This window comes from Nocardia barduliensis (genome assembly GCF_013315795.1).
In the GTDB taxonomy this organism is placed as follows: domain Bacteria; phylum Actinomycetota; class Actinomycetes; order Mycobacteriales; family Mycobacteriaceae; genus Nocardia; species Nocardia barduliensis.
Map to the genome: position 1 here is coordinate 1 of NZ_JABLTE010000038.1, position 13,832 is coordinate 13,832.

Sequence of the window (13,832 nt, forward strand, 5' to 3'; positions counted from 1 at the left end):
CGCACAAGCGCGCCGGCGATATCGGCATCGTCTCCGTGCATTGGGGACCGAACTGGGGCTACGAAGTAGCGCGCACCGAAACGCAGTTCGCGCACCGATTGATCGAGGCCGGAATCGATCTGGTGCACGGGCACTCCGCGCACCATCCGCGGCCCATCGAGATCTATCGCGGCAAACCGATCCTGTACGGCTGCGGTGATGTCATCGACGACTACGAAGGCATCCGCGGCCACGAGCGATACCACGCCGATCTACATCCGCTGTATCTGGTGCGCGTCGATCCCGGCTCGGCGGAGGTCCGGCTGATCCCCCTGCGCGAGCGGCACATGCGCCTGGAGTGGGCGCCGCGCAGCGAATCCCGGTGGCTGTGCGAGAAGATCGAGGACATCAGCCGGGGCTTCGGCACCCGCGTCACCGTTCGACCCGACGACCTGCCGGTGGTGTTCAGTGCGGCACGGCGGTGAGATGGCGGGCGAACCACTGAGCGGCCAGGTCGGCGACTTGCTCGAGCGCGCCGGCCTCCTCGAACAGATGGGTCGCGCCGGGGACGATGTCGAGTTCGCTCGGACATGGCATCCGTAGCTGGGCGTCCCGGTTGACTTCCAGCACCCTCCGGTCGTTGCCGCCGACGATGAGCAGTGTGGGTGCGCGGACCGAACCCAACCGCGGACCGGCCAGATCCGGCCGACCGCCCCGCGAGACCACCGCCGCGATCTCGATACCCGGCTCGGTCGCCGCCCACAGTGCGGCGCCCGCGCCGGTGCTCGCCCCGAAGTATCCGGTGGGCAGGCCGCCGAGGTCCGGCCGCGTCCGCAGCCAGTGCGTCACATCGACCAGGCGTCGAGCGAGCAGCTCGATGTCGAAGACATGCGAACGGTCACCCTCCTCGTCGAGGGTGAGCAGATCGACCAGCATCGTCGCGAACCCCGCTCGCTGGAGAACCTCGGCGACGAACCGGTTTCTCGGACTGCGCCTGCCGCTGCCGCTGCCGTGCGCGAAGGCGATCAGGGCGGTGCGTTCCGGTGGCACAGCCAGTACCCCCGCCAGCCGGATGCTTTCCGACGGCACGATGACCTCTTCGGTCCGCGTCGGGGACCGGGGCGCGGATGGCATCGAACACCTCCTGATATCCGGCGTACCCGATGAGGTCCGTCGTCGCAAGAGGGACCACGAACGCGTAGGGCACGTCCGCGGGCACCGTCAGTTCCTTCCGGCCACCTCGACGCCGTTCACGCACACGATCTGAGTACCTCTGTACCGACCATGCGATACCGCCTCGAACCGCGTACTCACGTAGTGATCCGGGCGATCTACTCCGGCCCGCTCGGTGCGGTCAGCGGCCGACGGTCAGTCCTTGTCTTCCGGTTCGGCGGGTGGCCGCTTCGACGCGACGACCTGGACCTGCCACGGCAGGCGGAACAGACTGCCCGATCTGTTGCGGATCCACTGGGCGACGGCGGCGACGGCCGAGCCGAGCGACGACGCGCCGGCGAGCAGCGCCCACGGGGTGAGCCCCGCGGACGAGTACGCGACTTGCCCGACACCCGGCACCACGAGTCTGCCGTTGCCGAACGCCCAGTTGATGAACGACCCGACCTGGCCGCCCAGGTCCGTACGGCGTCCCACCATCGCTTTCAGCTCACCGCCCTTGCTGTTCACGTAGAGCACGGTGAACACCACCAACAGCGCCGCGAGCAAGGCGGATATCGTCGCCAATCGGTTGAGTGCCTCGATGCGGAGGCGCAGATTGATCACGATCGCCAAGATCGTGATGACGATGGCGGCACAGGCGAGCAGAGCCCAGAAGCCGGTGATATGCGCGGGGCGCGGACCCGATTTCGACCACACGTTGAGGAACTTGGTGGTGATCTGCATCCGGCCGAACGCGTTGGTGCTGACGCTGCCGTCCGCACCGCGCGCGGTCATCCACGGCTGGAACAGCAACACCAGCGTCACGAGGCTGCCGACCGCGGCCCACACGTAGCCCCAATACCCGCGCAGCGCGACCAGAATTGCTTTTGCCGGTACGGCACCCCGCTCCGCCCAGTTCTGTTGGGGAGGACGGCCGTCTCCAGTTTCTTTCGACTGCCAGGGCGTCGGCTGCACCATCGTTCCAGTTTAGGGGCGGCCGACCGCGCAATTCGGGTGTGGCTCACCGCCAGTGGGAAGTGCACACGGCAATAACGGCGGGCCGTACGAGCTGCCCTGTGACGTTCGGGCTTCGTCGGCGGATGTGGGTCGGCAGACGTTGCCCGTTCGGCTGGGAGCGGTACGACGGAATCCGCATCCGCTCCCCCGACGTAACGATCCCGTGGCCGACTGTTACCCCTTCGTCGCTCGGCCGGTTCGACCGCGCTCGGCCACGGTAGCGCCCGGTCGGAGGAGGTTGGCGCACCGTCCGAACCGCGCCACGCGGCAAAGAAGATCTCGAGCGCTGATCGAAGTACACAATCCGGGCATACCGTGGGGAATAAGGATTCTTTCGGTTTGTTTCCCGCCCTGGTTCGATGCCGCTACCCCGAAAAAGGCACAAGTGGTGATCTTCCTGTTACGCAACGCCGGGGAACTTGACATTACTTTGCCTGGTGCTGCCCGGCCTTAGGGTGAAGCATGAAATCCGTGAGTCATAGATAAGTTTCACTCGAGCCAAAGGATGTACAAATGTCCATGAGAATCACGAAAATCGTCGCCGCGACCGCAATGGCCTTGTCCGTGGGCGTCATCGCAGCTCCCGCCGTTTCCGCAGAAACACCGTCGGACGCAGCGACGCCGGTATGGGGCTCGGTCGTTCTGTGCGTTCCGCTCGGCAGCGTCGTTTGGTGCATCTGAGTCCCACGGTGCGGCCGCACCGGAGATAGAGCGGCCGCACGAATCCGTTTCTACATCTGCGCGAGTCCGGGCCAGCGATGTGCCGGGCATGTCGCCGACTCGCACTCGAAACCGACGTCTGGAGGCACAACCGAGCAGCTGCCGCCGCGCGTGGATCGACCGATGCGGCGCAGCTGTGATCGGAACCTGGTCATGTCACACCGGTCGAGGCCGCTTCGTCTACTCATCGGACCAACGAGTTGAGGGAAGGTTGCGATGCGAGTAGCAGTGATCGGGGCTAGCGGGCTGATCGGCCGGGAGGTGATCGGCATACTGCGGAACCAGGGCCACGATGTCGTCGGGATCGCCCGATCGACCGGGGTGGACGTCTATACCGGGGATGGCTTGGCGCCGGCACTGGCCGGCGCGGATGTCGTGGTGGACGCGGTCAACGCGACGACCACCGACACCGAAGCGGTGACCGATTTCTTCCGCACCATCGCGCGGAATGTGCAACGCGAGGCAGCCGCCGCCGGGGTGCGGCGGATCGCCCTGATCTCCATCATCGGCATCGACCGATTCACTTCGGGGCACTACGCCGGGAAACTCGCACAGGAGAACGCCTATCTGAAAGGCCCGGTGCCGGTACGCATCCTGCGCGCTGCCCAATTCCACGAATTCACCGAAATGATGCTCGACTGGACGACCCGCGGCGACACGGCTTATGTCCCGAAGTACCGGGCGCGGCTCGTCGACGCCCGAACGGTCGCCGAGCGATTGGCCGAATCTGCCGTGGCGCCGTCCGCGCCGGAATCGGCCGAGATCGCCGGGCCGGAAGAATTCGACCTCGCCGCGGCCGCGGCCGAAGTGGCGGCGCGACGGGGTGAACCGGCTCGAGTGGAAGAGATCGTCGACCCCGACGACCCGAATCACGAATTGCAGGCCACCGGCGCTCTCTTGCCCGGACCCGATGCGATCATCGCCGGGCCGACATTCGGGCAATGGCTCGACCGGAAGTATCCCGTCCAGCCGTGACCTCGGGCCGCTCGGGCTCCAACCGCCACGACCGGTGTGCCCTCGCCGGTCCTTCTCGATCGAGCCCGCGCGGCAGGCCCCGCCCTTTCGGCTTGACTTCAGGTCGACCTCAACTCGCAAGCTTAGCGCACCACGAGGAGAGGCAGCCATGACCACTTTCGGAGAAAAGCAGAGCCGGGGCTACGACCAGCGGGCGACTCGCCTGCTCGGCGGCCTGTACCGCCACATCGCCAACGACGTCGACGCGGCCGCGCGGCCGGGCGCATGGGTGCTCGACGTCGGGACGGGGCCGGGAAAGCTGCTGGAGCAGGTGGTTGCCCGGCGACCCGATCTGCGAGCGCATGGCGTCGACCTGTCACCGCACATGATCGCTCTCGCCGAGACGAGGCTGTCCGGTGCGGCCGAACTCTCGGTCGGTGACGTCGGCGCGCTTCCCTATCCCGACGACAGCTTCGACCTGGTCGTCTCCAGCCTGAGCATGCACGAATGGCCGCGGGTCGACCAGGCGATCGCGGAGCTGGCGCGCGTGCTGCGTCCCGGCGGGGCGGTGGCGATCTACGACTTCCGATTCGTGCGCTCGGGGGCCGCGCTCAGCGCCTTGCGCCGTCGCTTCGAGGCGGCGACGGTGCGGCGCGAGCCGGTGCGCCCCCGGCGCCATCCGATCGGGCTGTATTCGCGGCTCACCGCCCGCGCCGCTTAGAGTGCGGGTATGGCGGGCGGCGACATGTCGATCGGTGAGCTCGCGGCGCGGTTCGGGCTGGCCACTCATGTGCTGCGGCACTGGGAGGAGGTCGGATTGCTCGCGCCGCGGCGCGACGGCGCAGGGCGTCGCCGGTATCACCCCGACGACGCGGAGACCGTGGCGATGATCCTGCTCGGCAAGCAGGTCGGCTTGTCGCTGGACGAACTCGCCGCGCTGTTCGCCGAGGCCGCCGACCGCACCGCTCGCCGCGAACTGCTGCGCGCGCATCGCGACCAGCTCGCGCACCGGATCAGCCGGGACACCGCGGCGCTGGCGACCATTGCGCACGCACTCGACTGCGACGCCGCGGACTTCCGCGAGTGTCCACACTTCCGGGCCAAGGTCGCCGACGCGCTCGTCCTGGTCACGAACCGGTCGAGGCCGCGAGGGTAAATTGTTATAGCGCAGGAAAATACGTCGTGAGGGTGGGGTTTGCCACTGCACCGCCGCCGTGCGCGGTCTCGGCGGCACGCGGGGGGTTCTGCGCCTGTTTTCGCGGATTAGGATCGAGTTCCGCGAACAGTGACACAGCAGACCGTGACACTTCGACCCGATAGAGGTGCCCCATGGGCAGGACAATTCGAATCCCGGCTGCGGAACTCGGCGACCATGTCGGCGAATCCGTCGTCGGTTACGGCACCCTCACGCAAGCGGGAGTGGTCCAGCCGGGCGGCGATCTCGTCGTCGCGGTCTTCGGCGTGGAGACCGACCGGCGCGAGAAATCCTCAGCTCAATTGGTCGAACTGGAGGTCACCGACTAGCGGCGACGGCCGACCGGACGCATTCGACGGACGGCGCAGCCGCATCCGGCTGCACCGCGCCGTCGACCGGGTCAACCGATCAGCGCGTTCATGATCGTCCCCGCGCTGGTGGCGATCACGCCACCGAGCATGCCACCCGCGACCATCTTCGCCGACGCGAGTGGACCACCGTTCCACTTCTCCCAGGCGAACTTTCCTCCGGCGTAGGCGATGCCGGTGACACCGGAGAGAATCACGAACCAGGTGAAATACCGGAACAGCTGGAGGATTTTCTCCGAGTTCGGGGGAGCCTCGGGGACGGGGTCCTCCACCTGGGCCATGAGCAATGCTTCGACTGCCGTATGGATCATCATTGATCTGTCTCCGTCGCGTTTCCGCAGGGCAAGTTATACGCAATCGCTATGACGTTCGAAGTATCGCGATCTCGGCGGTTGTCGTCAAGCCTCCTATGAGGCAATAGGACATCCGCGGGATCGACTGCTACCCCTGCAATCGGTGTCGAATCGCCGAGGCCGGGTAGTGCGGAGGTGTGAGCTACCACGGCGACGGCGCAGCGACGGGCGACCTGGATCCGGTAGCCGCGCGGGCGGTGATCGAACAAGCCAAAGGCGCGGTCATGCTGGTCTACGGGGTCGACGCCGACGAAGCGTTCACGCTGCTGCGCGTTCGATCCCAGGAAACCAACACCAAGCTGCGGGTGCTCGCCGCCAACGTGGCCGCCGAACTGCCGTCGATCGGCGTGCGCGCGGTACCCGGCGAACTGCGCACCCGCGTCACCCGGCTGCTGTCGACCGCGCACGAGCAGACCGGTGACGATCCGCCGCCCGGCGAAGGGCACCTGCCGTTCCATCCGCCGACATCCGGGGCCGCAGCCCGGACTCGGGACAGCTGATTGTCCTGCGATTGTCCGTACCGCAGGGACGGGGTGCGCTACCGCTTCCGGGCGACGGCGAACACACGCCGGAACGGCAGCCAGGTGGTGCCGTCGGCACGCCGGGGATAGGCGCTGCGCAGCAGCGGGGCGAGCTGTGCGGTGAACTCCTGCCACCGCGCGTCGTCGAGAGCGCCGCGCACCGGTCGCAGCGCCGTGCCCGTGACCCATTCCAGCACCGGGTCCTCACCCGTCAAGCGCTGCAGGTAGGTCGTTTCCCAAGCATCGACCGCGGCGCCCGAGTCGGCGAGCAGGTCGGCATATCCCGCGGGATCGAGCACCGCACGCGGCTCGCGGATGCCCGCTCCGCCGAGCGCGTCGCGCCACTCGTCCCGCGCGGCCACTTGCCGGATCGCCCGGTGCGACGGAGCGTCGAAGTTGCCGGGTACCTGGATGGCCAGGAACGCGCCCGTGGGCAGGCGCCGCATCCACTCGGTCAGCAAACCGGGATGCCCGGGCACCCAGTGCAGGACGGCATTGCAGACGACGACGTCGGTCCGCGCGCCCGGTTGCCATTCCTGCACCGCACCGAGCGTCGCGTCGACGCCTCGATCACGCGCCGCCGCCACCATCTCTGGGGACGAGTCGAGCGCTCGCACGGTCGCACCGGGCCAACGCCGCGCCAGGATCTCGGTGAGGTGACCGGGTCCGCAACCCAGGTCGACCACCACCCGCGGCTCGGCCGCCGTCACCCGGCTCAGCAGATCGAGGAACGGCCGCGTTCGATGGTCGTCGAACGCGAGGTACTGCTGTGGATCCCACATCGGCCGCTCCGTGAACTCGCCAACAAACCGTACGTACGTACTGTACGCCGTGAGTGCGCTCAGAAGAAGGTGCGCGAGAAAGGCAACCCGTCGGTGGCGACCAGCCGCGGCCACGACCGCTCCCGGGCGCTGCTCGTCCCGCCCGCGAAAGCCGGTACTCGTCAGGTGGTTACGCAGAGATAGACCGATGCGAGGCCGCCCCCCAACTGTGACATCTGGGGTTTTCGCTCGATCCGGCCGACCGCTCTCGGCCCAGTGACCTGCGAACACGCCCGGGGCGGAAAACCGACTGTCTATCACGGTTTCGTAACGGGCGGCGCTGGGTATTACATAGCTATGACGGATCACCGACCAACCCGGATCGCCGGTGTGGAACCGGGAACCGGCGCGCTTGCTTTGGCCACGTGCCTTGCCTTTTCGATCGGCATCGCCACGATCACGCAGTCCGTGTTCTCGACTGTCGTGGCGTGTGTGAGCATCGTGGCGGGGCTCACACTGGTACTGAACATCCTGCCGCACCGGACCTAGCCCGCGCGGATCTTGCCTCGCACGCCGAATCCTGGTGGCATCTACCCGGAACGACGTCGATCGGAGGCGGGCATGCTGTCGTTGCAGGAGATTTCGGATCGACTCGAGATCGAAGACCTCATGGTGCGCTATTCGCACGCGGTCGACACCCGGCAATGGGACCTGCTCGACCAGGTGTTCACCCCGGACGCGCACATCGACTATTCGGCCATGGGCGGCTCGGTGGGCGATCTGGCGGCGACGAAGGATTTCCTCGCCTCCGTGCTACCGAACTTCCCGGCGTTTCAGCACCTGATCAGCAACTCGTCCATCGAAGTCCACGGCGACACGGCCACCGGCCGGACGATGTGCCACAACCCCATGATGGTGTCCGGCGGTGACGGACCGCCCACGATGATGTTCTGCGGATTTTGGTACCTGGACACGTTCGTCCGTGTCCACGGGAAGTGGCGTATCAAATCGCGCGTCGAGGAGAAGAGCTTTCTCTTCGTGGCGCCGTCCGCCCCCGGCACGGGCTGACGCGGCCGGAAATCGCCGCGGACGCCTCAGCGCGCGGACACCGCCGAGGGCTCGTCCGACCGGTGCGTCGGCTCGGCCTGCGCGGGCTCCGCGCTCTTGGCGACCGACCGCCCGCTGGTGAGCAGGAACAGCACGACCAGCACCACGCTGAACCACACGTAGGTGTTGCCGATGAAATGCTGCCAAGGCGTCCACGCGGACTCGCGATGCTCGCCGTCGGGCAGCCAGTTGTGCGGGCCGATGACGAACACCGCCGCGGTCGCCACGAACGTCGCCCACCAGCCGATCGCCCGCCTCGCGGGCAGCCGGGTCGCGTAGCCTGCGACGGCGAACAAGGCGGGCGCGATCCATACCCAGTGGTGCGACCAGGAGATCGGCGAGACCAGCAGCGTGAACACGGCGTTGATGGCCAGCGCGAGCGCGGGCAGGTCGGCGGCGCGGCGCATCGCGGTGACGACCAGCGCGAGCACCAACGCGCCGAGCACCACCCAGAGGGCGGTGAACGCGGGCTCGGGCACTTCGAATCGAGCGAACACCGCTTGGATCGACTGGTTGGTGTGGAATGCCGAGCCGCTCAGCCCGGACACGTTGCCGAGGCCGCCGAACCAGTACTTGACCGACTCTTTGGGCAGAATCGCGAAACCCAGCGCCGTCGCCGCCGCACCGGTGACCGCGGCGGTCGCGGCGGCGCGGTAGTCCCGGCGGACCAGGAAGTAGAGCACGAAGGCGGCGGGCGTCAGCTTGATCGCGGCCGCGACGCCGATCAGCATGCCCCGCGACCAGCGCGGCTTGTGGGTGAGGCAATCGGCGGCGACCAGCGCCATCAGCAGCAGGTTGACCTGACCGAAATCCAGCGTGGAATGGATCGGTTCCAGCAGCAGTCCCAGCGGGGCGGCACAGGCGGTGGCCCAGACCGCCAGCCGCCGCTGCGCCTCGTCGGGCCAGACGCGCCGCGCCACCAGATAGAGCGTCAGGGCGAGAGCGGCCACGGAGGAGACGAAGAAGCTCAGTGCGGCCACGTCCCACGGCAGCATCGCGAAGGGACCCAGCGCGAGCGCGGCGAACGGCGGGTAGATGAACGGCAGGCCCGCACCGATGGTGGTCTGCGGCAGTTGCCCGTACATGTCGGCGCCGTGGCGCATGGCGTCCACGCCCAGCCGATACACCTGCAGGTCGATGAACCCGCCGGTGATCTCGTGGAACGGCCAGACCGGTGTCAGCAGACAGTACGCCGATAACGCGACCGAGAGGACCGGTGCCAGCCGCATCACACGCCAGAGTCGACGGTTCCGGGACATCGGCGTTGCGGCGGCGGCGGTGACACTACTCATCCGCGGCGACTATACCGACCTGCCTCCGCTGCTTCACCACATGGGAGGCGGATCGGCGCCGGTGGCGTGAGGGCCGGGGAAACGGGTAAGCCGCCACCAGCACCAGCCGGTGCGGGAGGTCGGCGAACGCCGGTCGCTGCCCCGGTGAAGGCAGGAGGCGAGCAGCGATGAAGGCACCCGGCGCCGCGATGTACGTGCCCGAGGACGCGGATCTGGCGCGCCTGCGGCAAGCGGCCTGTGACTGCCACGGCTGCGATCTCTACCGCCACGCCACCCAGACCGTGTTCGGCGCCGGTCCCCCGGACGCGGACGTCGTGCTGATCGGCGAGCAGCCCGGCGATCAGGAGGACGTCCTGGGCCGGCCGTTCGTCGGTCCGGCGGGACGGCTGCTCGACCGGGCGCTGGCGGAGGTCGGCATCGACCGCGACGCGGTCTACGTGACCAACGCGGTCAAGCACTTCAAGTTCGTGGAGCGTGGCAAGCGGCGCATTCACAAGCAGCCGGGCCGCACCGAGGTGGTCGCGTGCTCGGCGTGGTTGGACGCCGAACTCGACCTGCTGCGACCGCGCTTGGTGGTGTGCCTCGGCGCGATCGGCGCGCAGGCGGTGCTCGGCCCGTCGTTCAAGGTCAGCGAGCGCCGCGGCGAGATCGTCGAGACGGCGGGCTTCCGCGTGATCGCCACGGTGCACCCGTCTTCGGTGTTGCGCGCTCCCGATCGGACGGCGGCCTACGAGGCATTCGTCGCCGATCTGCGCATCGTGCGGGAACAACTGGGAAAGCCCGCCGCGAAGCGCTGAGTTCGGGCGACCCCGCGCATCCATGATAGGAGTGAGCAGATGAGCGCTGACGAGTTCGATCCGGAACTACTCGAGCTGGCCACCAAGGTGTTCGACTTCGCGCGGCGCGGAGACGCCGCGAGCTTGGCCGCCTACGTGGACGCGGGCGTGCCGGTGGACCTCACCAACGAGTCGGGCGACACGCTGCTCATGCTCGCCGCCTACCACGGGCACGCCGATGCGGTGGCGACCCTGCTGAAGCGGTCGGCCGATCCGAACCGCGCCAACGACAAGGGCCAGACTCCACTGGCGGGAGCGGTGTTCAAGGGCGAGACCGAGATCGTGCGGCAGCTCGCGGCGGCGGGCGCCGACCCGGACGCGGGCACCCCGTCCGCCCGCGCCGCCGCCGTCATGTTCGGCAAGACCGACGTGCTCGAACTCTTCGACGCCTGAGCAGCTCGACGCCTGAGCGCGACTACCCGCGCTCGCGTACCGCGGTGACGGCCTTGCGCGCGGCCACCAGAACCGGGTCCCATACCGGCGAGAACGGCGGGGCATAGCCGAGATCGAGCATCGTCATCTGCTCGACGGTCATCCTGGCGGTCAGCGCGACCGCCGCGATGTCCACCCGTTTGCCCGCACCCTCGCGTCCCACGATCTGCGTCCCGAGCAAGCGGCCGGTGAAACGCTCGGCGAGCATCTTCACCGTCATCGGCGCCGCGTCGGGGTAATAGCCCGCTCGGTTGGTGGATTCGACGGTGACGGTCACGTATTGCAGGCCCGCCGCGCGAGCGTCCTTCTCGCGGAGACCGGTCCGGGCGACCTCCAGTTCGCAGACCTTGCTGACCGCGGTGCCCACCACGCCGGGGAAGACCGCGTATCCCCCGCCGATGTTCGCTCCGATGATCTGACCGTGCTTGTTGGCGTGCGTGCCCAGCGGAATGTGGCGTTCGCGGCCGGAGACCAGGTCCAGCACCTCCACGCAATCGCCGCCCGCCCAGATGTTCTCGTACCCGCGCACCCGCATGGCGAGATCGGTCCGCAGCCCGCCGTGCTGCCCGAGCGGCAGACCGGCGGCGCGGGACAGGTCGGTCTCCGGTCGCACGCCGATGCCGAGCACCACGACGTCCGCGGGATATTCCGCGGTGTCGGTGACCACCGCGGCGACTCGGCCGTCGGCACCGGTCCGGATCTCGGACACCTGCGCGTCGCCGACCACCTTGATGCCCATTCCGCACATGGCGTCACGGACCAAGGCGCCCATGTCCGGATCGAGCGTGGACATCGGTTCGGCACTGCGGTTGACCATCGTGACGTCGTAGCCGCGCCGGATCAGGGCCTCGGCCATCTCCACGCCGATGTAGCCTGCCCCGACGACCACGGCGCGGTTGCCGCGCGTCTGCTCCAGCGTCTCGAGCAACGCCTGCCCGTCGTCGAGGGTCTGCACGCCGTGCACACCGCGAGCGTCGATGCCGGGCAGGGCCGGGCGCAGCGGACGGGCGCCGGTGGCGATCACCAGGTGGTCGTAGGGCAGCCAGGCCGGTGCGCCGGATTCCCTGTCGCGGTAACGCACCCGGGCCGCGTCGGCGTCGATCTCGGTCACCTCGGTGTGCAGGCGCAGGTCGATGGCGCGGGAGCGGTGCTCCTCCGGTGTGCGCGCGATGAGGTCGTCCCGCTCGGCGACCTGCCCGCCGACCCAGTAGGGGATGCCGCAGGCCGAGTACGAGGTGAATCCGCCGCGTTCGAAGACGACGATCTCCAGCGCGTTCGCGTCCTTCATCCGGCGCGCCTGCGAGGCTGCCGACATCCCCGTCGCGTCACCGCCGATGACCACCAGTCGCTCGCTCATGGTCCTACGCTACGTTCGGCGCGCACCACCCGGGCGCCGGGGCGGTTGTTTCGCGGATTCGCTGGTTGCCGTGCGGTTGACCGATCGGTACTTCACACTGAACGTCTGGCAAACGCGGTATGAGGGCAGCGTTTTCACCCGGGAGCACGATATGACCGAGACTCGATCCCCTTCCGACGACGAACGTCGGCTGGCCGAACTGGGCTACAAACAAGAACTCGCCAGATCCTGGTCCGGCTTCTCGAATTTCGCCATCAGCTTCACCATCGTGTCCATCCTCACCGGTGGATTGGCCAGTTACGGCATCGGTTTGGCCAACGGCGGGCCGATCACGATGGCCTGGGGGTGGCCCCTGGTCTCGGTCATGGTGCTGTTGGTGGGCCTGGCCATGGCGGAACTGGCCTCCGCCTACCCGACCTCGGGCGGGCTGTACTGGTGGGCCGCCGAACTGGGCGGACCGGTGTGGGGCTGGTTCACCGGATGGTTCAACCTGATCGGGCAGATCGCCGTCACCGCGGCGATCGATTACGGCGCGGCGATCTTCACCACGGTCGTGCTGAACGTCGTCGGAATCGACATCGGCACCGACCGCACCGCGATCTTCCTGGTGTTCGCCGCGATCCTGGTGCTGCACGCCGTCTTGAACGTCCTCGGCCCGCATCTGTCGGCGGTGATCAACAACGTATCCGCGTGGTGGCACGTGGGCGGCGTGGCGATCTTCGTGGTGGTGCTCGGCTTCGGCGCGCGACAGCACCAGAGCGCCGAGTTCGTGTTCACCGAGACGGTCGACAACAGTGCGATCGGATTCGGCGGGGTCGCGTTCAGTTTCCTGCTCGGGCTGCTGCACGCGCAGTACACGTTCACCGGCTACGACGCGTCCGCCCATATGTCGGAGGAGACGCACGACGCGTCCCGCATGGCGGCCAAAGGCATCATCAACACGATCGTCGTCTCGGCGATCGCCGGATATCTGCTCATCATGGCGGTGACCTTCGCCATTCCGAATCTGGACGACGCGCTGGATCCAGAGAAGAACAGCGGATACCCCGTGATCTACATCCTGGAGAACTCGCTGAGCGGGTTCTGGTCGGGACTGCTGCTGATCATCGCGGCGGTAGCGCAACTGTTCTGCGGATACGCCTCGGTGACCTCGGCTTCCCGGATGCTGTTCGCCTTCGCCCGCGACGGCGCGGTGCCCGGTTCGAAGTTCTGGTCGCGGCTCTCCGCGCGGCGGGTGCCGGTGAACGCGGTGCTGTTCATCTCGTTCTTCGCCTTCGTGCTGCTGATCCCCTCGATGCTGGTGCCTGCGGCGAACGCGCCGACCGCCTACGCCGCGGCCACCTCGGTGGCGACGATCGGGCTCTACATCGCCTATGGCATTCCGATCCTGCTGCGCCAGCGCCACGGGGCTCGATTCCGCACCGGCCCATGGCAGCTGGGGGCCTGGTACCGCCCGATCGGTGTGGTCGCGCTGATCTGGATCGCGCTGATCAGCTTCCTGTTCATCCTGCCCACCGACGCCCGCGGCTACCCCTGGCACAGCGAGTTCACCTGGACCACCGTGAATTACGCGCCGATCACCTTGGTCGGCGTGGTGGGCGCGATCGGTATCTGGTGGCTGGTGTCGGCCCGCGATTGGTTCACCGGGCCGAAGCGGACCGTGGACGAGCCGCCCACCGACAGGCCGGAGGAGCAAGCGCAGGCCGGCGCCTGAGGCGCGGCGAGCCGGACGCGGCTTCCCGGATCTGGCATGTCGAGTTTGTCGGCCTCGGTCGCTAGGGTGTGTCG

Annotated in this window: 16 protein-coding genes and 1 pseudogene; 11 read left to right on the forward strand and 6 right to left on the reverse strand. The window is 68.0% G+C overall.

Going from position 1 to position 13,832, the window contains the following annotated elements; translation table 11 throughout:
• On the forward strand, nt 1-464 hold a 464-nt coding region (locus HOV91_RS17935), incomplete at its 5' end, for a CapA family protein (RefSeq protein ID WP_174186556.1).
• Here HOV91_RS17935 and HOV91_RS17940 read toward each other — a convergent pair.
• A pseudogene (locus tag HOV91_RS17940) lies at nt 445-1,116 on the reverse strand (dienelactone hydrolase family protein); the annotation flags it as partial. The gene HOV91_RS17935 and the pseudogene HOV91_RS17940 overlap by 20 nt on opposite strands.
• A 231-nt stretch (nt 1,117-1,347) precedes the next feature.
• Nucleotides 1,348-2,109 (reverse strand): hypothetical protein, encoded by a 762-nt coding sequence (locus tag HOV91_RS17945; protein WP_174186558.1) that lies wholly within the window; start codon nt 2,107-2,109, stop codon nt 1,348-1,350.
• Between the two features lie 552 nt (nt 2,110-2,661).
• On the opposite strand from HOV91_RS17945, the gene HOV91_RS17950 reads away from it, so the two are divergent.
• From HOV91_RS17950 to HOV91_RS17970, 5 genes are all read left to right on the forward strand, one after another.
• Nucleotides 2,662-2,829 (forward strand): hypothetical protein, encoded by a 168-nt coding sequence (locus tag HOV91_RS17950; protein WP_169334529.1) that lies wholly within the window; start codon nt 2,662-2,664, stop codon nt 2,827-2,829.
• A gap of 255 nt (nt 2,830-3,084) precedes the next feature.
• Nucleotides 3,085-3,843, forward strand: a complete 759-nt coding sequence (locus HOV91_RS17955; RefSeq protein WP_174186559.1) for an SDR family oxidoreductase — start codon at nt 3,085-3,087, stop codon at nt 3,841-3,843.
• 148 nt (nt 3,844-3,991) lie between these two features.
• A complete protein-coding gene (locus HOV91_RS17960; RefSeq protein ID WP_174186560.1) occupies nt 3,992-4,543 on the forward strand; it encodes a class I SAM-dependent methyltransferase in 552 nt (183 codons plus the stop codon).
• 9 nt (nt 4,544-4,552) lie between these two features.
• Nucleotides 4,553-4,978, forward strand: a complete 426-nt coding sequence (locus tag HOV91_RS17965; protein ID WP_217440666.1) for a MerR family transcriptional regulator — start codon at nt 4,553-4,555, stop codon at nt 4,976-4,978.
• A gap of 173 nt (nt 4,979-5,151) precedes the next feature.
• Nucleotides 5,152-5,346, forward strand: coding sequence for a hypothetical protein (locus tag HOV91_RS17970; protein ID WP_174186561.1), 195 nt, complete (start codon nt 5,152-5,154; stop codon nt 5,344-5,346).
• 71 nt (nt 5,347-5,417) lie between these two features.
• On the opposite strand, the gene HOV91_RS17975 is transcribed toward HOV91_RS17970, so the two are convergent.
• Nucleotides 5,418-5,696, reverse strand: a complete 279-nt coding sequence (locus HOV91_RS17975; protein WP_043732364.1) for a hypothetical protein — start codon at nt 5,694-5,696, stop codon at nt 5,418-5,420.
• 179 nt (nt 5,697-5,875) lie between these two features.
• Here HOV91_RS17975 and HOV91_RS17980 point away from each other — a divergent pair, with 179 nt between their 5' ends.
• Nucleotides 5,876-6,238 carry an ANTAR domain-containing protein gene (locus HOV91_RS17980; protein ID WP_312884672.1) on the forward strand — a complete coding sequence of 121 codons (363 nt, stop codon included), beginning with the start codon at nt 5,876-5,878 and terminating at the stop codon, nt 6,236-6,238.
• 38 nt (nt 6,239-6,276) lie between these two features.
• On the opposite strand, the gene HOV91_RS17985 is transcribed toward HOV91_RS17980, so the two are convergent.
• Nucleotides 6,277-7,041: a trans-aconitate 2-methyltransferase gene (locus HOV91_RS17985; protein ID WP_174186562.1), complete on the reverse strand. Its 765-nt coding sequence runs from the start codon at nt 7,039-7,041 to the stop codon at nt 6,277-6,279.
• Nucleotides 7,042-7,641: 600 nt separating this feature from the next.
• On the opposite strand from HOV91_RS17985, the gene HOV91_RS17990 reads away from it, so the two are divergent.
• Nucleotides 7,642-8,088: a nuclear transport factor 2 family protein gene (locus HOV91_RS17990; protein WP_174186563.1), complete on the forward strand. Its 447-nt coding sequence runs from the start codon at nt 7,642-7,644 to the stop codon at nt 8,086-8,088.
• A 26-nt stretch (nt 8,089-8,114) separates the two neighbouring features.
• Here the strand turns inward: HOV91_RS17990 and HOV91_RS17995 are convergent, their stop codons facing one another.
• Nucleotides 8,115-9,419 carry a glycosyltransferase 87 family protein gene (locus HOV91_RS17995; RefSeq protein WP_174186564.1) on the reverse strand — a complete coding sequence of 435 codons (1,305 nt, stop codon included), beginning with the start codon at nt 9,417-9,419 and terminating at the stop codon, nt 8,115-8,117.
• A 167-nt stretch (nt 9,420-9,586) separates the two neighbouring features.
• Here HOV91_RS17995 and HOV91_RS18000 point away from each other — a divergent pair, with 167 nt between their 5' ends.
• Both HOV91_RS18000 and HOV91_RS18005 read left to right on the forward strand, forming a co-directional pair.
• The gene (locus HOV91_RS18000) at nt 9,587-10,216 is read left to right on the forward strand and encodes a UdgX family uracil-DNA binding protein (protein WP_174186565.1); all 630 of its coding nucleotides are present in this window, start codon (nt 9,587-9,589) and stop codon (nt 10,214-10,216) included.
• A gap of 39 nt (nt 10,217-10,255) precedes the next feature.
• Nucleotides 10,256-10,648, forward strand: a complete 393-nt coding sequence (locus HOV91_RS18005; RefSeq protein WP_174186566.1) for an ankyrin repeat domain-containing protein — start codon at nt 10,256-10,258, stop codon at nt 10,646-10,648.
• 22 nt (nt 10,649-10,670) lie between these two features.
• On the opposite strand, the gene HOV91_RS18010 is transcribed toward HOV91_RS18005, so the two are convergent.
• Nucleotides 10,671-12,044, reverse strand: a complete 1,374-nt coding sequence (locus tag HOV91_RS18010; RefSeq protein ID WP_174186567.1) for an FAD-dependent oxidoreductase — start codon at nt 12,042-12,044, stop codon at nt 10,671-10,673.
• A 151-nt stretch (nt 12,045-12,195) separates the two neighbouring features.
• On the opposite strand from HOV91_RS18010, the gene HOV91_RS18015 reads away from it, so the two are divergent.
• Nucleotides 12,196-13,758, forward strand: a complete 1,563-nt coding sequence (locus HOV91_RS18015; protein WP_246350347.1) for an amino acid permease — start codon at nt 12,196-12,198, stop codon at nt 13,756-13,758.
• Nucleotides 13,759-13,832: the final 74 nt, after the last annotated feature.